This is a genomic window from Permianibacter aggregans (genome assembly GCF_009756665.1).
GTDB classification, from domain to species: domain Bacteria; phylum Pseudomonadota; class Gammaproteobacteria; order Enterobacterales; family Permianibacteraceae; genus Permianibacter; species Permianibacter aggregans.
On sequence record NZ_CP037953.1, the window covers coordinates 3,929,583 to 3,951,623 of the forward strand.

At 54.8% G+C, this 22,041-nt stretch carries 24 protein-coding genes; 20 read left to right on the forward strand and 4 right to left on the reverse strand.

Annotated elements, in window-relative coordinates:
- The first annotated feature begins 9 nt into the window (after positions 1–9).
- From ccmA to E2H98_RS17765, 13 genes are all read left to right on the forward strand, one after another.
- Positions 10–606: a heme ABC exporter ATP-binding protein CcmA gene (gene ccmA, locus E2H98_RS17705; protein WP_133587034.1), complete on the forward strand. Its 597-nt coding sequence runs from the start codon at positions 10–12 to the stop codon at positions 604–606.
- The gene (gene ccmB / locus E2H98_RS17710) at positions 607–1,269 is read left to right on the forward strand and encodes a heme exporter protein CcmB (RefSeq protein ID WP_133587035.1); all 663 of its coding nucleotides are present in this window, start codon (positions 607–609) and stop codon (positions 1,267–1,269) included.
- 240 nt (positions 1,270–1,509) lie between these two features.
- The gene (locus E2H98_RS17715) at positions 1,510–2,247 is read left to right on the forward strand and encodes a heme ABC transporter permease (RefSeq protein WP_133587036.1); all 738 of its coding nucleotides are present in this window, start codon (positions 1,510–1,512) and stop codon (positions 2,245–2,247) included.
- Positions 2,244–2,435 (forward strand): heme exporter protein CcmD, encoded by a 192-nt coding sequence (gene ccmD, locus E2H98_RS17720; RefSeq protein WP_133587037.1) that lies wholly within the window; start codon positions 2,244–2,246, stop codon positions 2,433–2,435. The genes E2H98_RS17715 and ccmD overlap by 4 nt, the downstream gene beginning before the upstream one ends.
- Positions 2,425–2,889, forward strand: a complete 465-nt coding sequence (gene ccmE / locus E2H98_RS17725; RefSeq protein ID WP_133587038.1) for a cytochrome c maturation protein CcmE — start codon at positions 2,425–2,427, stop codon at positions 2,887–2,889. The genes ccmD and ccmE overlap by 11 nt, the downstream gene beginning before the upstream one ends.
- Positions 2,886–4,862 carry a heme lyase CcmF/NrfE family subunit gene (locus tag E2H98_RS17730; RefSeq protein WP_133587039.1) on the forward strand — a complete coding sequence of 659 codons (1,977 nt, stop codon included), beginning with the start codon at positions 2,886–2,888 and terminating at the stop codon, positions 4,860–4,862. Before ccmE ends, E2H98_RS17730 begins: the two co-directional genes overlap by 4 nt.
- Positions 4,859–5,407, forward strand: coding sequence for a DsbE family thiol:disulfide interchange protein (locus E2H98_RS17735; RefSeq protein ID WP_133587040.1), 549 nt, complete (start codon positions 4,859–4,861; stop codon positions 5,405–5,407). Before E2H98_RS17730 ends, E2H98_RS17735 begins: the two co-directional genes overlap by 4 nt.
- A complete protein-coding gene (locus E2H98_RS17740) occupies positions 5,404–5,874 on the forward strand; it encodes a cytochrome c-type biogenesis protein (protein ID WP_133587041.1) in 471 nt (156 codons plus the stop codon). Before E2H98_RS17735 ends, E2H98_RS17740 begins: the two co-directional genes overlap by 4 nt.
- Positions 5,871–7,094 (forward strand): c-type cytochrome biogenesis protein CcmI, encoded by a 1,224-nt coding sequence (gene ccmI, locus E2H98_RS17745; protein ID WP_133587042.1) that lies wholly within the window; start codon positions 5,871–5,873, stop codon positions 7,092–7,094. The genes E2H98_RS17740 and ccmI overlap by 4 nt, the downstream gene beginning before the upstream one ends.
- 402 nt (positions 7,095–7,496) lie before the next feature.
- The gene (locus tag E2H98_RS17750) at positions 7,497–7,919 is read left to right on the forward strand and encodes an HvfA family oxazolone/thioamide-modified RiPP metallophore (RefSeq protein WP_133587043.1); all 423 of its coding nucleotides are present in this window, start codon (positions 7,497–7,499) and stop codon (positions 7,917–7,919) included.
- Positions 7,920–7,960: 41 nt separating this feature from the next.
- The gene (locus E2H98_RS17755; RefSeq protein ID WP_133587044.1) at positions 7,961–8,812 is read left to right on the forward strand and encodes an HvfB family MNIO-type RiPP peptide maturase; all 852 of its coding nucleotides are present in this window, start codon (positions 7,961–7,963) and stop codon (positions 8,810–8,812) included.
- On the forward strand, positions 8,775–9,557 hold the full coding sequence (locus tag E2H98_RS17760; RefSeq protein ID WP_133587045.1) for an HvfC family RiPP maturation protein: 783 nt from the start codon (positions 8,775–8,777) through the stop codon (positions 9,555–9,557). Before E2H98_RS17755 ends, E2H98_RS17760 begins: the two co-directional genes overlap by 38 nt.
- A gap of 36 nt (positions 9,558–9,593) precedes the next feature.
- Positions 9,594–10,319: an MlaA family lipoprotein gene (locus tag E2H98_RS17765; protein WP_133587046.1), complete on the forward strand. Its 726-nt coding sequence runs from the start codon at positions 9,594–9,596 to the stop codon at positions 10,317–10,319.
- Between the two features lie 125 nt (positions 10,320–10,444).
- Here the strand turns inward: E2H98_RS17765 and E2H98_RS17770 are convergent, their stop codons facing one another.
- Positions 10,445–10,750: a PilZ domain-containing protein gene (locus tag E2H98_RS17770; protein WP_133587047.1), complete on the reverse strand. Its 306-nt coding sequence runs from the start codon at positions 10,748–10,750 to the stop codon at positions 10,445–10,447.
- Positions 10,751–10,953: 203 nt separating this feature from the next.
- On the opposite strand from E2H98_RS17770, the gene E2H98_RS17775 reads away from it, so the two are divergent.
- On the forward strand, positions 10,954–12,144 hold the full coding sequence (locus E2H98_RS17775; protein WP_133587048.1) for a SpoIIE family protein phosphatase: 1,191 nt from the start codon (positions 10,954–10,956) through the stop codon (positions 12,142–12,144).
- Complete coding sequence (locus E2H98_RS17780) at positions 12,141–12,641, forward strand: STAS domain-containing protein (RefSeq protein ID WP_133587049.1); 501 nt, start codon at positions 12,141–12,143, stop codon at positions 12,639–12,641. Before E2H98_RS17775 ends, E2H98_RS17780 begins: the two co-directional genes overlap by 4 nt.
- 37 nt (positions 12,642–12,678) lie before the next feature.
- Here E2H98_RS17780 and E2H98_RS17785 read toward each other — a convergent pair whose 3' ends face one another.
- The 3 genes from E2H98_RS17785 to E2H98_RS17795 all read right to left on the reverse strand — a co-directional run bounded on the left by E2H98_RS17785 (position 12,679) and on the right by E2H98_RS17795 (position 15,818).
- A complete protein-coding gene (locus E2H98_RS17785; protein ID WP_133587050.1) occupies positions 12,679–13,431 on the reverse strand; it encodes a hypothetical protein in 753 nt (250 codons plus the stop codon).
- A gap of 66 nt (positions 13,432–13,497) precedes the next feature.
- Positions 13,498–14,190 carry a sensor histidine kinase gene (locus tag E2H98_RS17790; RefSeq protein ID WP_133587051.1) on the reverse strand — a complete coding sequence of 231 codons (693 nt, stop codon included), beginning with the start codon at positions 14,188–14,190 and terminating at the stop codon, positions 13,498–13,500.
- Positions 14,187–15,818: a tetratricopeptide repeat-containing response regulator gene (locus E2H98_RS17795; protein ID WP_133587052.1), complete on the reverse strand. Its 1,632-nt coding sequence runs from the start codon at positions 15,816–15,818 to the stop codon at positions 14,187–14,189. The genes E2H98_RS17790 and E2H98_RS17795 overlap by 4 nt, the downstream gene beginning before the upstream one ends.
- A 194-nt stretch (positions 15,819–16,012) precedes the next feature.
- On the opposite strand from E2H98_RS17795, the gene E2H98_RS17800 reads away from it, so the two are divergent.
- From E2H98_RS17800 to E2H98_RS17820, 5 genes are all read left to right on the forward strand, one after another.
- Positions 16,013–16,402, forward strand: a complete 390-nt coding sequence (locus E2H98_RS17800) for a response regulator (RefSeq protein WP_133587053.1) — start codon at positions 16,013–16,015, stop codon at positions 16,400–16,402.
- Positions 16,403–16,579: 177 nt separating this feature from the next.
- Positions 16,580–17,617 (forward strand): recombinase RecA, encoded by a 1,038-nt coding sequence (recA, locus tag E2H98_RS17805; RefSeq protein ID WP_133587054.1) that lies wholly within the window; start codon positions 16,580–16,582, stop codon positions 17,615–17,617.
- 17 nt (positions 17,618–17,634) lie between these two features.
- On the forward strand, positions 17,635–18,060 hold the full coding sequence (locus E2H98_RS17810; protein ID WP_133587055.1) for a regulatory protein RecX: 426 nt from the start codon (positions 17,635–17,637) through the stop codon (positions 18,058–18,060).
- A 39-nt stretch (positions 18,061–18,099) separates the two neighbouring features.
- Positions 18,100–20,697, forward strand: coding sequence for an alanine--tRNA ligase (gene alaS, locus E2H98_RS17815; protein WP_133587365.1), 2,598 nt, complete (start codon positions 18,100–18,102; stop codon positions 20,695–20,697).
- 13 nt (positions 20,698–20,710) lie between these two features.
- Positions 20,711–21,937, forward strand: coding sequence for an aspartate kinase (locus E2H98_RS17820; protein WP_133587056.1), 1,227 nt, complete (start codon positions 20,711–20,713; stop codon positions 21,935–21,937).
- Positions 21,938–22,041 lie beyond the last annotated feature (104 nt).

Consider the following 22,041-nt stretch of genomic DNA (forward strand, 5'->3'; position numbering starts at 1 on the left):
TCGAACCCGATGAACCCGATTCTGCTCTCTGCTGAAGCCTTGTCCGTGCAGCGCGGTGACCGGCTGCTGATCGAAGGCCTTGGTTTTACCTTAAGTGCCGGCGAAGGCATGCACCTGACCGGCACCAACGGCGCCGGCAAGACCAGCCTGCTCAGGGTTCTGGCAGGGCTTGGTCATGCACTCGAGGGCTTGGTCAATGTGCGTGCCGGTGCCCGGCTGATTTATCTTGGTCATGCGCTTGGTTTGAAACCGGAACTGACCGTCACGGAGAATCTGAGATTTCTTCTGCAAGTGACTGATTTAAAAGAAAAAACAACCGTAGATGAAGCACTTTCTGAAGTTGGCCTGGCACGCTATTTCGATATCCCGGTCGCCAATCTGTCGGCCGGTCAGAAAAAGCGGGTAGGGCTGGCCCGGCTTTTATTGGAGCCCGCCGATCTATGGCTGCTTGACGAGCCGTTTTCGGCGCTCGATGCCCGGTCCTGTCAGTGGCTCTGTGATCGCATCGACCTGTTTTTGGCCGAAGGCGGCGCCGTGCTGCTGACCAGCCATCAACAGGTACCGGTTCGCCATCCGCTGCGTCGGCTTGAGCTGGGAGCGCGTTGAATGTTCAAAACCCTGCTGCAACGGGAATTGAAACTGGCGCTGCGCCGGCCGGCTGAGCTCGTCAATCCGCTGGTGTTTTTTCTGCTGGTCATTTCCCTTTTCCCGTTCGCGGTGTCACCAGAAAAAGCCGATCTGGCAAAAGTGGCGCCGGGCGTGCTCTGGGTCGCGGCCTTGTTCGCCAGCATGCTGACGCTGGAACTTTTTTACCGCGGCGATTACGAAGACGGCAGCCTGGAGCAGCTGCTGTTGGTGACTCGTGCGCCGTATCTGGTGGCACTGGCCAAGGCCAGTGCGCAATGGCTGCTGTCGGGTTTGCCGCTGGTGCTGATTTCACCGCTGCTGGCCGGCATGATGTATTTGCCGGACGATGGTCTTTTGCCGCTGTTTCTCGGTCTGTTGCTCGGCTCGCCGGTGTTTTGCCTGATTGGTGGCGTCGGCATGAGTTTGACCGTCGGTTTGCGGCGCGGCGCGGTGTTGCTCGGCTTGCTGATTATGCCGTTGTTAATCCCGGTATTGATTTACGGTGCTGGTGCCGTCACAGCGGCACTACAGGGTTTGCCGTACAATGGCCAGCTGGCGCTACTCGGCGCCTTATTGTTGTTTTCACTGGTGCTGACGCCGTGGGCGTCCGGTGCCGCCTTGAAAGTGTCGGTGAGTAGTTAAACCTAAAAGCCACAGTTAGCCGCTTCAGATGAATAGGTAAAGCAACGTAAATGATGAGAGATTGGCTCGGTTCAAGATTCAGCCATCGGGCGAAGCGCTCCGCAGCGCATAGCGCACCCCGACTCGGCGAGACGGCGTTGGACATCCTCGCGAGGAGAATAACCCTCGCTCCGGTATTCGCCTTGTCTCGCTCTCGCCGGCGCGCACTTTGCGCTGCGTCCAACTGTGGGTTTTAGGTTTATGGCAACGTGGACGTGGTTTCATCGGTGGTCGTCGCCGAAATGGTTTTATGAAAAATCTGGGCGCTGGCTGCCCTGGTTGTTCACGATCGCTGGTGTGTTGTTGGCCTATGGTCTGGTGCACGGCCTGTATTTTTCGCCGCCGGATTATCAGCAAGGCCATTCGGTGCGCATCATGTATCTGCATGTGCCGTCGGCATTTCTGTCGATGTCGATTTACGTGATCATGGCGGTCTGTGCTGCAGTCGGTTACATCTGGCGCATCAAGCTCGCTCATGCGGCGGCGGCCGCCGCCGCGCCGATAGGCGCAGCATTCACGTTTCTGGCGCTGTTTACCGGCTCGGTCTGGGGTAAGCCCACCTGGAATACTTACTGGGTCTGGGATGCGCGCATCACCACCGAATTGATTCTTTTTTTTCTCTACGTCGGCTTTATCGCGCTGCGCCACGCTTTTGATGATCAGCAAACCGGTGATCGCGCTGCCGGTATTCTGGCGATGGTCGGCGTCATCAACGTGCCAATCATTCATTTCTCGGTGTACTGGTGGCACACATTGCATCAGGGCGCGACCATTTCCCGGTTCGGTAAACCGAAAATGGACCCGAACATGCTGGAAGCATTGTTGGTCATGATCGCCGCTTATTACGTATTGTTTATCGCGATATTTTTCCTGCGTTTGCGCAATGAATTGTTGTGGCGCGAACGGCAGGCGTCCTGGGTCAGAGAGTTGGCGAAATGAGTTTTAGCGAATTTCTCAATATGGGCGGCCATGGCTTCTATGTCTGGCTCAGCTACGGTGTCGGTCTGGTCGTGACGGTGGCCTTGTTGTGCGAACCCCGCTGGCGCCGGCAGCGGGTAATCGATCGGCTGAAAGCGTTTTATCGGCGCGAACAATTGGACCAAGCGGAGAAACACGATGCATCCTGAACGCAAACGTCGCCTGTGGATTGTTGTCGGCAGCATTGTCGCGTTGAGTCTCGGCATCACGCTGGTGCTGTATGCGATGCGCCAGAACATCAATTATTTTTATACGCCGACGCAAATCTGGAGTGGCGAAGCGCCGAAAGAGCGCACGGTCAACACCGGCGGCATGGTCGTCAATGGCAGCGTCAAGCGCGACCCGGAAAGCTTGAAAGTGCAGTTCGTGCTGACCGATACCGACAAGGACGTAACTGTTTTTTACGAAGGCATCTTGCCGGATCTGTTCCGCGAAGGGCAGGGCATTATCGCGATTGGCAAAATCACGCCGGACAACACCGTGCAGGCGACGCAAATTCTTGCCAAGCACGATGAGAACTACATGGCGCCCGAAGTGAAAGATGCAATAGAGCAGGCGGAAAAGCGGGCCCGTGAGAAAAACGCGGCAGGAGCAGGCGGATGATTATCGAGTTCGGTCATTTTGCGCTGATTCTGGCGCTGCTGGTCGCGCTGGTGCTGGCTGTCGTGCCGATGGCCGGCTCCTACACCGGTCAGCGGCAATGGATGGCGATGGCAAAACCAGCATCCAGTGTGTTGTTCTATCTGGTGCTGATCAGTTTTTGTTGTTTGACCTGGGCCTTCATTCAGAACGATTTCACCGTCGCTTATGTTGCCCAGAACTCCAATTCCCGTTTGCCGATTTACTATCGGATTTCTGCGGTGTGGGGCGCGCATGAAGGTTCACTGCTGCTCTGGGTATTGATCCTGACTTTCTGGAGTTATCTGGTCGCCTGTCGCAGTCGACATCTGCCGTTGCTGCTCAGCTCCCGGGTGTTGTCGATTCTTGGCTTGATTTCCATTGGCTTTCTGGCATTCACGCTGTTCACCTCGAATCCGTTTGAGCGCACCTTGCCGATGTTCCCGGTCGATGGTCGCGACTTGAATCCGCTTTTGCAGGATTTCGGTTTGATCGTGCATCCGCCGATGCTGTACATGGGCTATGTCGGTTTTTCTGTCGCGTTTGCCTTTGCCATTGCCGCGTTGCTAGAAGGCAAACTCGATAGCGCCTGGGCACGTTGGGCACGACCCTGGACATTGGCGGCCTGGGTCTTTTTAACCGCCGGTATTGCACTTGGGTCCTGGTGGGCGTATTACGAACTCGGCTGGGGCGGCTGGTGGTTCTGGGATCCGGTTGAAAATGCGTCGTTCATGCCATGGTTGGTTGGCACCGCGCTGCTGCATTCGCTGGCGGTTTCCGACAAGCGTGGCAACTTCAAAGCCTGGACTGTGTTGTTGTCGATCAGTGCTTTCAGTTTGAGTTTGCTGGGTACTTTCCTGGTGCGTTCTGGCGTGTTGACGTCGGTGCACGCTTTCGCCACCGACCCGGAACGCGGCCTGTTCATTCTGATCTTCTTGCTGATCGTCATCGGCGGCAGCTTGAGTTTGTTTGCGGCGAAATCCAGCCGGCTGACCCAGCGTGCCGACGCCGACTGGTATTCAAAAGATACGGCGCTGCTATTGAACAATGTGCTGTTATCCGTCACGGCGCTGGTCGTCTTGATTGGCACGCTGCAACCGCTGGTCAACGATGCATTGAACCTCGGCAAAATCTCGGTCGGCCCGCCATATTTCGATTTGATGTTCAGCGTATTCATGCTGCCTTTGTTGGTATTGGTCGGCATTGGTCCGATGTTGCGTTGGCGCAAGGATGATTGGCAACAACACCGCAACGTGATCGCGGCGCAATTTATCATCGCTCTCGGTTTAACCGCGTTGATTCTGCTGTTGCTGAACAAAGTTCAAACCTCGGTGGTTGTCGGTTTGTTCCTGGCGCTGTGGTTACTGGGCGGCTTGGTTCGTGATTGGGCGCAACGCCTGAAAAATCGGCCATCGCTGGTTACCGGTATCGCGCAATTGCCGCGTGCTTTCGTTGGCATGTCGCTGGCGCATTTGGGCCTTGCCGTATCGCTACTTGGCATCGTCGTGACCAACGCATTCAGCGTCGAACGCGATATCCGGATGGCGCCGGGACAAACGGTTGAAGTCGGTGATTATCAGTTCAAGCTGCAGCGTCTGCGTGAACTGGAAGGGCCGAACTACCATTCGACCCGGGCGATTATCGAAGTGCGCGATCAAGGTCATGTGGTGACGATGTTACGGCCGGAAAAGCGCACTTACATGGCGTCACGTTCGACAATGACCGAAGCCTCGATCAACCCGGGCCTGACCCGTGACTTATACGTCGCGCTTGGTGAGCCACTCGATGGCGATGCCTGGGCCGTGCGAGTCTATTACAAGCCCTTCGTCCGTTGGATTTGGTTTGGTGCGGTGTTCATGGTGATTGGCGGCATTCTGGCCGGTACCGATCGCCGTTATCGCGCCCAAGTCGCCGAGCAAAAAGCGAAAGCGCTCAGTGGTCAGGAGCTCGGCGCATGAGCAAGAAAGGCATTCCGTGGATCAGCGCCATTCCGCTGGCATTGTTTTTGATTCTGGCCTTGTTCCTGTTGCGTGGTCTGTACATGGACCCGCGCGAATTGCCGTCGGCGCTGGAAGACAAACCCTTACCGGAATTCGCGCTACCGGTTCTGCAGCAGCCGGACCGCATCGTCAGCAAACAGGATTTGCTCGGCAAACCGTTTCTGATCAATATCTGGGCAACCTGGTGTCCGACTTGCTATGTTGAGCATCCTTACCTGCACACGCTAGCGAAAGAAAAAGGCGTGCGTATCATCGGCTTGAATTACAAGGATGAGCGCGAAAAGGCGCTCAATTATCTCGACAAACTTGGTGACCCTTATGAGCTGGTGCTGGTCGATCAAAAAGGTCGGCTCGGTATCGATCTCGGTGTTTACGGTGCGCCGGAAACCTTTCTGGTTTCTGCCGATGGCGTGATTTTGCATCGTCATGCCGGCGACATGAATGAGCGGGTCTGGCAAAAAGAATTTCTGCCACGACTGCAGCCGCAAGGAGCCACTCCATGATTCTGCGTTGGTTTTTGATGCTTGCCTTGCTGCTTGGTGGTGGCAGTGCGCTCGCTGATATCGACGTCTATCCATTTGAGGACCCGAAACAGGAAGAGCGTTTCCGCCGTTTGATTGAAGAGTTTCGTTGTCCGAAGTGCCAGAACCAAACCTTGTCCGATTCCAACGCGCCTTTGGCCAAGGATTTGCGCGAGCTGATTTACGAACAAATCCAGGCCGGTAAAACCGATGCTGAAATTGCTGCCTTTCTGCAGCAGCGCTACGGCGATTTCGTACTCTATAACCCGCCGCTGAAAGCCAATACGGCCTTGTTGTGGTTCGGGCCGTTTATCGCGTTGCTGCTGGTGTTGGTTTTCTTGATTCGACGCAAAATGGCGCGGGCAAAAGAATCGCCATCGGTGTTGACGCCGGAAGAACAGGCGCGTCTGCAAACCTTGCTGAACGAACAGAATAAGGACAAGGCATGAATACGTTTTTGCTGGCGGCGGCGCTGTTATTGCTGCTGGTATTGTTGCGCTTGTGGTGGACACTGTGGCGTCAGCCTCCAGCCGAACGGCAGGTGGAAATTGATGCCAACAAGGCCTTGTATCAGGAGCGTGCCGCCGAAATCGAACGGCAATTCAAAGCCGGTGAAATTGCGGCCGATGACAAAGCCATTCTTGATGCCGAGAACGCCCGTCGTTTATTAGCCGAAGCCGATCAAAGCCATGCGGCGGCGAACACGCACAGCAAGCGCAATACGATTTTGGTGCTGGCCATGGCCTTGTTGCTGCCGTTGCTAGCAGGTGTCCTGTACAGCCAGATTGGTGCCTATCGCGAAGTGCAGCATTGGCAAAATCTGAATGCTGCCGATATGCAGCACGGCGAAAGCAATATGCGTGACGCGTTGTTGCTGTTACGCACTCGCCTGCATCAGGACCCGGACGATGTCGAAGGATGGTACATGCTTGGTCGTTCCTACATGAGCCTGAACCGGCCACAGGAAGCGATGCAGGCGTTTGCCAATGCCTATCGCATCGATCGACAGGAACCGGACTACGTGGTCGCTTATGCGCAATCCATGCGTATGGCTGATCCGGAAGGCAGCCTTGAACAAGTGGATCGCTTGTTGGCGGAAGCCTTGCACCTGCAGCCGGAACACGAAGGCGCGAGAATTTTGTCAGCCTACCGAGCGTTGGAGCGTGGCGAGTATCAGCAAGCGATCAATTCGTTTCGTTGGTTACGTGAACGTCATCAACAGGACAGCAGTGCCACCCAGGCTATCGATCAGTTGATTGCGGAAGCGGAACAAAAACTCAAGGCTGAAACCGCTCCGGCAAATACCAGCGAACCAGCCGCTACGGCCAACGCCATTGAAGTGCGTGTGGAGTTGGCACCTGAACTGCAGGAAAAGTTGCCGCGCGCTGGTCGGGTATTTGTTTATGCCAAAGCCGAGCAGGGGCCACCGATGCCGTTAGCGGTCGCGGTGGTGGAACCGTCATCGTTGCCGACCACAGTGACGTTATCGGATCAGAACGCGATGAACCCGGCGTTCAAACTTTCTGATCATCAGCGCGTGCAATTGATTGCCAGGGTTTCGGCCAGCGGTAAAGTTGAACCCGCGGCTGGAGATCTGCAAGGCGATTCGCAAGCGTTTGACTGGCGCCAGGCACCGAAACAAACCTTGGTGATCAACCGCTCGCTATAACCGCCGCTTCTTTGCCATCGTTTTGTCATACACAGCGGATCGATACTGGTCCGCTGTGCAAATCTTTCCTGTCATTCCTCCCGTATCAAGTCTCGACGGCAGCTCAAACGTGAAAATGTCACATTTTCAGGCTGAACTCTGCAGCAATTAACGCTGAACGCCGGGCATATCATCGCTTGGCGTGCTCCATTGGTCGTATCGGTGGCACGCTTCGGCTGAATCCCGTAACCGTTTCCTGCTATGGTGTAACAGTTGCCGTCGGCCACACTCTAATGTGGCGAACGGCATACTTGTACGCACTGTCGTATGGCAGTGAGGCAACCCAAACGGCCTCTGCACGTTTCGGGCTCTCGTTGTACCCGTGGCCGGATTCACTTAATCAATCTTTCAGGAGATGAAGCAATGAACAAGACCCGCAAACTGACAACGCTTATTGGCGCTTCGGTCGTCGCCTCACTGGCTGCTGCTCAAGTCAGCGCTGATAGCACGCTGTTTGGTTACAACGATCTGAGCAGTGGCTACAACCTCGCGTTGCTCGAAGGTGAAAAAGAAAAAGGCAAAGAAGGCAAATGCGGCGAAGGTAAATGTGGCGAAGACAAGGACAAAAAAGGCAAGGAAGGCAAATGCGGCGAAGGTAAATGTGGTGAAGGAAAAGACAAGAAAGGCAAGGAAGGCAAGTGCGGCGAAGGTAAGTGTGGTGAAGGAAAAGACAAGAAAGGCAAGGAAGGCAAGTGCGGTGAAGGCAAGTGCGGCGAAGGCAAAGACAAGAAAGAAAAAGGTAAAGAAGGCAAGTGCGGCGAAGGCAAATGCGGTGGCCTGAGCTAAGGCTCGCTGATTTACCTTTCACTGTTTGTTAAGGAACCGCCATGCGTTATCCGGTTGAAGGCGTCGGCTTAGGATTGCGCCGCGAGCTGATGCAGCCGCTGCGTGATGAACCCATTCCGGAAATCAGCTTTCTGGAAGTTGCGCCGGAAAACTGGATGCGCATGGGCGGGGCACTCGGTAAACGTTTTCGGGCGTTTACCGAGCGTTACCCGTTTGTCTGTCATGGCCTGTCATTGTCGATAGGTAGTCCGGCACCGCTGGACGAAGCGTTTGTGCTGGAAGTGCGCACGTTTTTGCGCAGTCACAATATCCGCAAATATTCCGAACACTTGAGTTATTGCTCGGATCATGGTCATCTCTATGATCTGATGCCGATTCCGTTTACCGAAGAAGCCGTTGATTATGTGGCGGCTCGTATTCGCCGGGTGCAGGATTTGCTCGGTCAGCGCATCGCGATCGAAAACGTCTCGTATTACGCTGCGCCAGGACAGGAAATGCCCGAGCTGGAATTTTTGTTGGCGGTGCTGAAAGCGGCTGATTGCGAGTTGCTGCTCGACGTCAACAATATCTACGTCAATAGCGTCAATCATCGCTATGATGCGTTGGAATTTTTGCGCGGCTTGCAAGGCGCGCCGGTCAGCTATGTGCATATTGCCGGTCATTACGACGAGGCGCCCGATCTGCTGGTGGATACCCATGGCACCCAAGTCAAGCCATCGGTCTGGGCTTTGCTCGAAGAAGCCTATCGCCTCTTTGGTGTCATGCCGACCTTGCTGGAACGCGATTTCAATATTCCGTCATTACCGGAGCTTCAGCACGAGTTGCAGCAGATTGAGCAGCTACAGGAGCAGGCGCGTGAGTTTTCGCTACGCCAAACAGCAAGCGCAGGATGAGTCGCTGCCGCGCTTTCAGCGGCATCAATACGCGTTCACGGCCCATATGCGCGCGCCGGAGCTGGCGCCGGCACCGAGCGGTATCGAAGACCGTCGCTTGGCGGTCTACCGCGAGCTGCTGTTCAACAACGTCAAAAACTTTCTCGACAATTGCTTTCCGGTATTCAGCGAGTTGCTGGGTGAGCTCACGTGGCTGAATTTGTGCCGGCATTATTTTGCCGAGCACGCCGCGCAAAGTCCGCTGTTCAATGAAATCAATGCCGAGTTTGTCGAATACCTGGCCGAAAGCGATATCATCGAGCGCCTGTCGTTACCGCCATTCAGCAAAGAGTTGGCGCATTACGAGTGGATGGAGCTGGTGGCGTTGATCGTGCCGGAAAGTGTGCCGGACCTGACCGATACGACGCTGACCGAAACCTCACGACTTAGCGTGTCACCTGTGGCCTTTCCACTGGCTTATCAGTTTGATGTGCAACGCATCGGTGAAAGTTATCAGCCGGCACACGCTCCGGCTCAGCCGACGTTTCTGGTCGTTTACCGCAAAGCCGATGATGAGGTGCATTTTCTGCAGCTCAATGCCTTGAGTTTTCAGTTGCTGAATTGGCTGCAGGAACATCCACAGTCGGATCTCGCCGCCATTATTGCGCATTTGCAGAACTTGACGGGGCAGTCAGCGAAAACCCTGGAACAGGCGTTGACGCCGGTGCTGAATGACTGGCTGCAACGACATATCGTCCTCGCGTAGAATAGCGACCCTTTCGTAACAAGGATTTTGTCGATCATGGTTTTGGCGCGTTTGGCCATTGTGCTGTCGTTGCTGGTTTTGGCTGGTTGTGCGACGACCGGCACACACAAGGACGATCCTTACGAGGATTTCAACCGTTCGATGTATACCTTCAACAAAGGGCTCGACACGTATTTTCTCAAGCCGGTCGCCAAGGGCTATGACACGGTGACGCCAACGGTAGTCAGCGATCGAATTTCCGGTGTCTTTGACAATATCGACGAAGTGCCGACATTGGCCAACAGCCTGCTGCAATGGAAATGGGGTTCGGTCGGCGTCACCTTTTCCCGCTTTGTCATCAATTCCACATTGGGATTGGGCGGTATGTTCGATCCGGCCTCCGCGATGGGGCTTGACCGTCGTGACGAAGATTTCGGTCAGACGCTGGCTGCCTGGGGCGCGCCACAGGGTGCATACCTGATGCTGCCGTTTCTCGGGCCATCGACGATGCGTGATGTCTGGGGTAAACCGGTCGATGGTTACCTGTCGCCGATGCAGGAAATTGATCATGTGCGCACCCGCAATGCGGTCCGCGGTATGGACCTGATCGACACCCGCAAACGTTTGCTGGAACTGGACCCTTTGCTGGAAGAGGCGCTCGATGAATACGTATTTGTGCGTGATGCCTATTTGCAGCGGAGAAACTACCTGATCCACGACGGTAATCCGCCGTTGCCGGAGCTGGAAGACGATTGCGATCCAATCGATGACGACTGCTACTAGCAGCCATGGCCACACAGGTCGAAGTTGAAAGGCGGATTCGAATCTTTTCGGGGACAAATTCCCTGCGGCTTTTACGCTAGGTAATAGCCGTTAGAAAAAACGCGCCGGACGGCTCGTTTTCTGGTTCAGCTGACGTTACTCAGCTCACCGGCGATTTCATACATGCCGTCATCCTTCTTGATCACCCGCACGACCTTGAACGAGGCGACCAGCGGCGGCATCCGCGATTGCATCGAAGCGACCGTTACGCGCAGCTCGGCATCAAGGGCTGGCTCGAAGTTTGCTTCGAACATCAAGCCTTTACCACTTAGGTTTTTTGCTTCTCCGTGGTACTCCGCGCCGGAGTCCAAGTCCACGATGCTGACTTTGGCATCGACAAACATGCGGATAAAGTCGCGCTTTTCCGCATAATCGCGCGCAAGATTCATCATGTGTTTTCTCCTGATGGGGCGCTGGTTGCGCCACTACGGATAGTAGTGAGTGAGCAAAAAAGCGTCAATATCTGGTAAAAATAAAGAATGGCACCGAAGTGCCGTCTGAATTTGTCGAATTTGTTCCGTATCGGGCAGAGCTTTGAGAGGCTCTGTGCTATAACTTTTGCAGTCTTGTGTTTCATGCTGTTGATGACAAGTGAATGAGTGATCCGGCCGAACTAATGCATACCCGCATCGTGGTCATTGATGATGATGATTTGGTGCGCGACAGCATGTGCGTTTTTCTTGAGGACTGCGGCTATAACGTGGTGTCGGCCGCGCGCGCGCGCGACGGCCTGAAAATCTGCAAGGAAGATCCGCCGGCCGTGGTGCTTTGCGATTTGCGCATGCCGGATATGGACGGTCTGCAGGTGCTGGAAGTGCTGACCCGAGAGCAACCTGGATTACCGGTTATCGTGGTTTCCGGTGCCGGCGTCATGACCGATGTGGTCGAAGCCCTGCGCCTTGGTGCCAGCGATTACCTGGTCAAACCGATCGCCGATTTGGAAGTGCTGGCGCACGCGATTCGCTCGGTCATTCACAAGGTCAGTCTGGAAAAAGAAAACCGCCAATACCGTGATGAGCTGGAAGCGGCCAATATCGAATTGGAAGAAAACCTGGACTTGTTGCGTCGCGATCACGAGGCCGGCCGTCAGGCACAATTGCAATTGCTGCCAGAACCGTTGGCGCGATTCGGTGACTGGGAATTCAGCCATGCGGTGCTGCCGTCGCTGTATCTGAGCGGCGATTTTCTCGATTATTTTGAAATCGATGCCGATCATGTCGGTTTCTATCTGGCCGATGTCTCCGGCCATGGCGCTGCTTCGGCGTTCGTCACGATGATGCTGAAAAGCCTGATCAACCATCCGCTGCGCCGCTTCCGCAGTTTTGGCGAAACGGTGATTCTCGACCCGGCGGCTTTGCTCAGTTACTTGAATAGCGAAGTGCTGCAGGCCAATCTCGGCAAATACCTGACGCTGTTCTATGGCGTGCTGAATATCCGCACCGGTCATTTGAAATTTGCCAATGGTGGTCATTATCCTCGGCCGTTACTGACCAATGGAAGCAAGCAGCAGTTCCTGGGCGGCAACAGTTTCCCGGTCGGTTTGTTCGATTGGGCCAGTTATGAGAACGAAGAGCGCCGTCTCGAAGCCAAAGCCTCGCTGTTGCTGTGCTCTGATGGTGTGCTGGAAATCCCGAACGGGTCGGCATTGGCAAAGGATGAAACTTTGATATTATCCCTGACAGATTCAGGGGTACCTGGCGTCAATGCCTTGCTGGAACGGGCCACACGCTTGGTACAAGGTGCACCGATAGACGATATCGCCTTGTTTTTGATCCGACATTTATGAGAACAACGACAACCGGACAGGTTTCCTACGCCCTTCACAACGGTGTCTATGTATTGAAGTTTCGTGGCGATATCCGGTTTCAGATCTGCGCTGCCGTTGATCGCTTCATTCAGAAAATTTTCCAGGAGCAGGAGCAGGCGTCGGTGATCATCGATTTGCTTGATGCCACGGCCGTCGACAGCACGGCCTTAGGCGTGCTCGCCCAGGTCGCTATCCACACACGCCGCGCCCAGGACAAACGCCCGACGATACTGGTCAATCAACCCGAGATGCTGGCGGTTTTGAAAGCGGTCAGTTTCGACAAGGTATTTCATCTGTTGCCGGATGCCGGCAGTGAGCCGGAAGCCTACGAAGAACTGGCGGAATTGGCCGAAGACGAAAAAGATTACACCCGCCATGTGCTCAACGCCCATCGCAATTTGATGGCGCTATCGCATGAAAATCGTCAATTGTTTCGTGATGTAACCCAGGCGCTGGAGGCGGCCGCACTCCAATAATTCGGCACGCCTCAATGCTGCCAGTAGTGCAGAGCGCTTACCATTTTTTCTTGATTTGGAACGTCGGGTCGAAATCGTCGTCCGCCCCGGTATCGGCAGCCTGTTCGCCTTCTTCCGTTTTTGGTTCCAGCAAACGCACTTCCTTCATCGCTTCTTCCAGCACCGAAAGTTGTTCCTGGACATAGCTGTCGCTGATGTTTTCTTTGACCAAACGCTCATAGGCGTATTTGTAGTACTGGCGGGCGAGCGGTACTTTTTGCTGCAGCATCGCGAGCTGGCCGAGTTTGATATGGCCCTCGACATCACAACGCAGGCGCAAACGGGCCAAGTACTTGAATGCTTGCAAAACCTTGGGGCCATCAAGACGTGGTTCCCGGCGCAGTTTGGCGACGTATTCGGTCAACCGATGCAATTGAGAACGCAGTGCCGTCAGCTCTTCCGATTGCGCAGGCAGCTTCAAGGCCGAATCGCCGCTGGCATGCTGCGGTTGGCGACGGGTTTCTTCGGCCCATTGCATCGTGGCGGCGATATCGACCCTCGGGTCAATTTGCTTCATCGCCTGCAAGTGCAAACTGATGTAGTCGAGCAGTACATCACGGACATTGATATCCAAGGGCAGCAAGTTGCCCAAGTCGAGCATTTCCTGGGCTTCGCGCACCGCTCCCCGATGCATGGCAACGCGGTGCCGGCGTTCGGCTTCGGCCCGCTCGCGAGCGGCCACCCAGTTGGCGACCGCGAGACCGCCGATGGCGAGGACAATGATCAGAATGACAATAATCGTGGTATTCATGCGCGCACTCGCGGTCTGGTTGTTTTATTGCTATTCATGGCGAAACACGCAGAGAAGGGCGCTTGGCTATGGCAGAACCATGCGAAACGCGCCACCGCTCATTGGTTGGCCATTGGCCAACACTATATGCCCCTGCCGACCGTCCTTGCTGTGAAGTCGGGCAATTTGCCCGGAGAAATACAAACCGAGCCCGGTACTGCCTGAACTCTGGTTTATACCCAACAAATAGTCCTGCTGCTTTTCAATCATCGCTTTTGGGTAGCCGGGGCCGTCATCGGCGACGATCAGTTGCAAGGCATTATCTTGAATGAAGGCATGAAGTTCAATTGCACTTTTACTGTAGCGGATGGTGTTGGTGATGATGTTGCCGAGTGCCGACGCCAGCAAATCGGCATCGAAATACCAGAACAAGCCCTCATCGGCGTGTACGCTCAGTTCAATATGACGGTATTGCAACAATTCACCATAGAGCAGACCCTGTTCTTCGAGAAACTCCGTGACATCGTGATAACCAATGTTCAACGGCAACTGGTCCTGCTCGATTTTGTACAACGCGAGTAGTTGCACCAAATCATGGTTGACCCGTTCCGATTCGTATTTGATGACAGCCAGTTCGCGCAAGTCATCGCGTACCGCTTCCGGAATTCGCTCGATAATGGCGTCCAAGGCCTGCAATAGCATGCCGAGCGAATTTTTCATGTCGTGTACGGTGGAGGCGAGTACGGTAGGAAAGGCAATGCCCACACGTTGACCGCTCATGCGCCATGCTCCGCTTTCAATTGCTGGGTTTGTCGCAACAATGCCTGGAAGCGGGCATAGCGTTTATCTTCCGGCGAAATGTGTCGGATACGTTCCAGGCAGCGCAGGCATTCGTTCAGCAAGTCTTTTTCGGCCGGATTGGCCTGAAAGATATCCAATAGTGTCTGCGCCATGTTGAGCACGATACTGATGTTCTGTGGCGCCAGTTCAATCGCTTTGCGGAAATTGCGCAAGGCGTTCTCGTGATCGCCTTTTTCAAAGAACTTGGCGCCGGCGTTATTGAGTTCAACAGCGCGATCGTTGGCTTCGTCGGCTTTGACTGCCTTGCCGAGAATTTCCTGCCGTTGTTTTTTCAGGTTTTCATCATCACCATGCAGCAATGCACAGGCATCCAGCACTTGCTTGGCGGAATCGGCATCCCCAAGCGCGACAAACTTTTCGGCAACATCGATCGCCGTATCTGGCGGCAGCGCCCGATCCAGCCCCGCCAATAATTTCGCCGCGCCTTTGGCGGCCGACGCGGCATCGTCTGGGCGGTTTTGGGTTTTGTGCAGCTCGGCCTGCGCCAGTAGCGAACGCATCGCGATTTCCTGGTCACCTTTGTAATCGGTTTCCAGTTCATTCAACACTCGATGAAATTCATCGCTGGTGCGTTTGTCCTCAACCGGGCTGCCGCCAAGGCTGCGGGTCAGGCAGTGGGCGAGTTTCAGGTAGGGATCGGATTGTTTGAACACCGAGTGCCGGCCCTGAGAAACCGTTTGTTTGAAAGCTCGGGTAGCGACTGGGTAGTCTTCGTTTTTCAATGCAACTTCACCCAGTTTGCGTTGACGCAGCACTGCTTTGGGTGAGCGCTTGACGGCTTCTTGCAGCACATTCTGCGCGTTTTGACTGTCGCCCAACTGCAACATCGCATCCGCCAGCAAATCTTGCGCATCGAGAAAAGTCGGTAGTTCTTTGGTGGCCGACTCCAGCAGATCTCGCGCGGCGCGTGGATTGCCCTGCTTGATCAAAATGCGAGCAGCACCCGCGATGGCCCAAGAAAGCGGCCGTTCTTTGCACAGCGTCGAATAAAGTGTGTAGGCGGCCGTCAGTTCGCCGCGCTCTTCGAGCAATTCGGCTTTGATGCGCAGGGCCGACAGCGCGTAACGCGAATTGGCCGCGACTTCCTGATCGCAAAGTTTCAGTACCAATGAATGCTTGCCGGCTTCCAGGGCGTTATTGATCGCCTGCATCGCCTGTTTCTTTTCCATCAGTTTATCGAGACGGGTTTTCAGGGCGACCTTGTTGAACGGTTTCGTTAAATAGGCATCCGGCTGGTATTCGAGTGCGCCCATGACCATCGCCGTCGAGTTTTCGGCGGTGACCATGACGAAAATGGCGCTCGGTTTCAGCAGCCGACGGTGAATCAGTTCTTCGAGAATTTGCTGGCCGTCTTTACCATCGCCGAGGTTGTAGTCTGACAGGATGATGTCGTATTTCTTGTTCAGGCATTGGTTGACCGCTTCCTGGCCAGTCGCAGCTTGGTCGATATCGACGGCGCCCAATTGCTGGCACATGGTTTTCACCGACCGGCGGAATTCGCCGAAGTCATCAATGATCAGGAAACTTTTATCACTATAGGTATACACGATCGTGCCACAAGGTTGATCAGTCCAGATTAAGCCTAAGTATAGATAGTCATGGAATTTCTGCTGCGTACGTGCCAAATGCCCAGGAAGGGCACCGGAAATCCACACGTTTACCCACAGCTTGTTGCCTAGCCAAAGCCGGTCAGGGCTGATACTCTCCGCCGCTTACGGAAAAACTGGCGAAAAAAACGACAATGTTGGCGCCTCGAATACTGGTCCTTGATGATGAACCGATTATCCGGATGAGCCTGGCCGCTTATTTGGAGGATGAGGGGTATCAGGTGCTGGAAGCGGCGACGGCCGAACATGCGCTGCAATTGCTGGATCAGCATGACATCGCGCTGGCGATCGTTGATATCCGGTTGCCCGGCATTGATGGCGCCGAGTTCATTCGCTATGCCTGCAACAAGGATGCGGCACTGAAATTCATTATCCATACCGGGTCAATGGAGTTCCGTCTAGACGAGTCGCTGCGGCGGCTCGGTCTGCGTACCAGCGATATTTTCTGCAAACCGGTCAAAGACCTTTCAGGTCTTGCCGCCTCGATAGGTCAGCGCTTGGTTTATAACGTCCAATTTGCCTGATTTTTCGCCAATTTCTGTTCTGAATTGCCGCATGGGGGCGCCTACTGCGCCCATAGGTTTTGTGAAATAATGCGGCGTCGCTTTCGTATATGAACGATAGCCAAGGTCCGTAACCCGCCCCGACACACGCGGCGACGCAAGGCGGTGAATACGGCGAATTTTCCGTGGGAGAAAGTGATGGATGAGAATCGTAAGAAAGCGCTGAGTGCAGCGCTGGCTCAGATTGACCGGCAGTTTGGTAAAGGCACGGTCATGCGTCTGGGCGATCAGCAAACCCCGAAAGATATCCAGGTCATTTCGACCGGGTCGCTGGGTTTGGATATTGCGCTCGGTATTGGTGGTTTGCCGCGTGGCCGTATCGTTGAAATTTATGGTCCGGAATCGTCCGGTAAAACGACATTGACCTTGCAGGCCATTGCCAGCTGTCAGAAAGCTGGTGGCACGGCGGCCTTCGTCGATGCCGAACACGCACTCGACCCGATTTATGCCGAAAAGCTCGGCGTCAATCTTGATGATCTGTTGGTATCGCAACCGGATACCGGCGAGCAGGCGCTGGAAATTGTCGACATGCTGGTGCGCTCCGGCGCGGTCGATCTGGTCGTCGTCGACTCGGTTGCGGCGTTGACGCCGAAAGCGGAAATCGAAGGTGAAATGGGTGACTCGCACGTTGGTCTGCAAGCACGTTTGATGTCGCAGGCATTGCGTAAGCTGACAGCCAATATCAAACGCTCGAACTGCCTGGTTATTTTCATCAACCAGATTCGTATGAAAATCGGCGTCATGTTCGGCAACCCGGAAACCACCACCGGTGGTAACGCGCTGAAATTCTATTCCTCGGTTCGTCTCGATATCCGTCGTATTGGTGCGGTCAAACAAGGCGAGGAGATCATCGGTAACGAAACCCGCGTCAAGGTCGTCAAGAACAAAGTCGCTCCGCCATTCAAAACGGTTGAGTTTGAAATTCTTTACGGTCAGGGCGTATCGGTCGAAGGGGAAATTCTCGATCTCGGCGTCAAGCAGGGTATCGTCGAAAAATCCGGCGCTTGGTACAGCTACGGCGGCAACCGCATCGGTCAGGGCAAGCAGAACTGCGTACAGTTCCTGCGTGAGAATCCGGAAACGCGTGCGGAAATCGAAAAGCAAATCCGCGCGGCGAACATCGACTTGTCCAGCACACCGGATGATGAGTCGGTTTCCGAAGAGGTTGAGGCCTGAAATCCAGCGATTCGGCATTGTCGGTAGCCATGCGCCTGTTGGCGCGCCGCGAACACGCTGAGCGTGAATTGCGGCGCAAGCTGACAGCGCGTGGCTTCGATGCGTCTGAAATCGATGAAACGCTGCGCCAGTTACAACAACGTGATTGGCAAAGCGATGAGCGTTACGCGCAAAGCCTGATTAATACCCGCAAGCAGCGAGGGCAGGGGCCAAGACGTATCGCGATGGCCTTGCAACAGCAAGGCGTTTCCGGTGATGCCGTAGCGGAAGCCGACGTCGATTGGCAGGCGTTGGCGGAATCGGCAATCGAAAAATATTTACGCAATAAAGATACAGCGGATCACGCTGTGCGCATGAAGGCATTGCGCCATCTTGTGCAAAAAGGGTTTACGCCAGCAACCGCCAAGACGGCGCTGGCCAATTATCAACATCGCAACAGGTAAGGTGGGAAAGTGGGTCGTTCCAGCAATGACATTCGGGAAATGTTTCTGAAATTTTTTGAGAGCAAAGGCCATACCCGTGTCGCCTCCAGCTCGTTGATTCCATTGGACGATCCGACTCTGTTGTTCACCAACGCCGGCATGAACCAGTTCAAGGACTGTTTCCTTGGTGTTGAAAAGCGTGCTTATACCCGTGCCGTGTCTTCGCAAAAATGTGTGCGCGCCGGCGGCAAGCACAATGATTTGGAGAACGTCGGTTACACCGCTCGTCACCATACCTTTTTCGAAATGCTCGGCAATTTCAGCTTCGGCGATTATTTCAAGAAAGACGCGATCATTTACGCTTGGGAGTTTCTGACTTCGCCGCTCTGGCTCGGCTTGCCGAAAGAGCGTTTGTGGGTGACCGTTTATGCCACCGATGACGAAGCGTATGAGCTCTGGAACAAGGAAATCGGTATTCCGGCTGAGCGTCTGGTGCGCATTGGTGACAACAAGGGCGCTCCGTATGCGTCCGACAATTTCTGGGCAATGGGTGATACCGGTCCTTGCGGACCTTGTACCGAAATTTTCTACGATCACGGCGAAGGCATAGCTGGTGGTCCTCCAGGTTCACCGGACGAGGATGGTGACCGCTATATCGAGATCTGGAACAACGTGTTCATGCAGTTCAATCGCACCGCTGATGGCGAATTGCATCCCCTGCCGGCGCCATCGGTCGATACCGGTATGGGCCTTGAGCGCATCAGCGCCGTCATGCAGCATGTGCATTCAAACTACGAAATCGATTTATTCCAGCACCTGATCGATGCCGCCGCTCAAGTAACCGGCTGCGCTGACAAAGAGAACAAGTCGCTGCGCGTGATAGCTGATCACATTCGTAGCTGCTCATTTCTGATTGCTGATGGCGCCACGCCATCAAACGAAGGCCGTGGTTATGTCTTGCGCCGAATCATCCGCCGCGCGATTCGTCACGGTTACATGCTCGGTTGCAAGGACGTATTTTTCCATAAGCTGGTGCCAGCACTGGTGAAAGAAATGGGCGCGGCTTATCCGGAACTGGTTAGCGGCCAGGCTCGCATTGAACGTGCTCTGAAACTGGAAGAAGAGCAATTTGCCCGCACGCTGGAGCAAGGCATGAAGTTGCTCGACAACGCCATTGCTGAGTTAAAAGATAAAACGCTGCCGGGCGATGTCGTGTTCAAGCTCTACGACACTTATGGTTTTCCGGTCGATTTGACCAATGACATTGCTCGCGAACGCGGCCTGACGCTGGACATGAAAGGCTATGAAGCCTGCATGAAAGAACAGCGTGAGCGCTCGCAAAGTGCTTCGCAGTTTGGTGTCGATTACACCAAGGCGCTGAAGGTCGATGCCGAAACCCATTTCCATGGTTACGACACGCTTCAGCATCGTGGGCATGTGATGTCCTTGTTGAAGGAAGGCAAAGAAGTCGAACAGGCCAGTGACGAAGAAGAACTGCTGGTCGTGCTCGATCACACGCCGTTCTATGCCGAGTCCGGTGGTCAGGTCGGCGATCATGGTGTGCTGCGTTCTGCGACAGCGGAGCTTCAAGTGGTCGACACCATCAAGATTGGCAACGCCATTGCCCACAGAGCGAAGCTGAAAGGCTCGGTAAAAAAAGGTGAGGTGTTGGATGCCGAAGTCGACCAGCTGCGTCGCCAACGCACCGTGTTGAATCACTCGGCAACCCACTTGATGCATGCGGCGTTACGCGAAGTGCTTGGCAGCCACGTTACGCAAAAAGGCTCGCTGGTTGATCCGGACCGTTTGCGTTTCGATTTTTCCCACAACGAACCGGTCAAGCCGGAAGAACTGCTGCGCATTGAACAAATCGTCAACGAACAGATCCGTGCCAACAATGCTGTCGCGGTCGACTTGATGGCACCGGAGCAGGCGATCAAGGCTGGCGCGATGGCGCTGTTCGGTGAGAAATATGGCGACACTGTACGAGTGTTGTCGATGGGCGAATTTTCCAAAGAATTATGCGGCGGCACTCACGTCAAGCGCACCGGTGATATCGGTCTGTTCAAGATCATCAGTGAAGGCGGTATTGCCGCCGGCATTCGCCGTATTGAAGCCGTCACCGGTGAAGGCGCGCTGGCCTGGTTGCATGAGCGTGAATCGCAATTGAATCAATTGGCCTCTTCGCTAAAAAGCGATGTCAGCAATCTGCCCAATCGTGTGCAGCAAATGGCTGATCGCAACAAGCAATTGGAAAGAGAAATCGAGAAGTTGAAAGCCGCTGCGGCGGCAGGCAAAGCCGAGCAGCTGATCAATCAGGCGAAAAAACTTGGCGGCGTTAACGTCATTGTTGCTGAGCTCGATGGTCTTGATGGCAAAGCCTTGCGCGAAGCGGCCGAACGTTTGCGTGACAAGCTGGGCGAAGCGCTGGTGTTGTTGCTTAGCAGTGATGGCGAAAAACTGTCTTATATCGCGGCAGCCAGCAAATCCGTCAGTGGTCGCATTGGCGCTGGTGAAGTGGTCAGCCATATCGCGCAATTGCTCGGTGGTCGCGGTGGCGGCAAACCGGAAATGGCTCAGGGCGGCGCCGCGGCCGGTAGCGATGTTGCTGCAGCGCTGACGCAAACCGAAAACTTTATCGCCAACAAACTGAGCTGATAAACGGACCATCATGGCGCTTATCGTGCAGAAATTCGGTGGCACATCGGTCGCCGATTTAGAGCGCATTCGACATGCTGCCGACAAAGCGATCGCCGCGCGTGATGCCGGCCATCAAGTTGTCGTGGTGCTGTCGGCGATGTCTGGTGAAACCAATCGTTTGCTGGCAATGGGCCAGCAAATGGCCGCGCAGCCGGACAGCCGCGAAATGGATCAGCTTGCCGCTACTGGCGAACAAGTCACCATAGCGCTGATGGCAATTCATTTAAATGGCCGGGGTTACCCGGCCGTTTCCTTACAAGGCTGGCAAGTACCGATTGCCACCAATGCCGTTCATGGCAAAGCACGCATTGAACAGATCGATAGCGAGCATTTGCACCGACTGCTCAACGACGGCAGGATTGTCGTGGTGGCCGGCTTTCAGGGCGTAAGTTCCGAGGGTAATATCACGACGCTGGGGCGTGGTGGTTCTGATACCACCGCGGTCGCTTTGGCGGCAGCGCTGAACGCCGATGAATGCCAGATCTTTACCGACGTTGACGGCGTTTACACCACTGACCCTCGAATGGTGCCGGAAGCCCATCGGCTCGACAGCATCACATTCAAGGAAATGCTGGAGCTGGCCAGTCAAGGCTCGAAAGTGCTGCAAACTCGCAGTGTTGAGTTCGCTGGTAAATACCGGGTACCGCTGCGGGTGCTTTCCACTTTCGTCGATGGTCCCGGCACGCTGATTTCGGTCGAGCAGGGGATGGAGGCACCGCTGGTTTCTGGCGTCGCCTGTTCGCGTCAGGAGGCCTGGATTACCGTTGCGCATATGCCCGATACGCCGTTCTCGGCATCACGAGTATTTGGCACCTTGGCGCGCGCTCATATTGAAGTCGACATGATTACTCAGACGCCGAATGCGCATCAGCGTACCGACTTCTCGTTTTCAGTATCGCGTACTGACGTCACCCAAGCGATCAGCGTACTGGCCGGGGCGCTGCCGGAGTTGCCGGCTGAAGCGATTAGTGTCAACAATGACGTCGCCAAGGTGTCGGTGATTGGCGTTGCGCTTCGCAGCCATCCGGAGCTGGTCATGAAGCTGTTCGATGCGCTGGCGGCTGAGCAGATTCGGTTGCTGGCGATCACCACATCCGAGTCACGTATTTCCGTGCTGGTGCCCGATACCGAAACGGAACGCTCGGTCCGAACCTTGCACCGAGCGTTTGGTCTGTCGGTAGCGGTAAAGGCAGAGTGAGCAATAGCGAATTGCCCGCCGTAAAAAATGGCTGGTGCTGCTATTGAGCTATGGCAAAGCTCAACTACACTACATTCGTACCGGTAAATTTTTTGACAATTTAT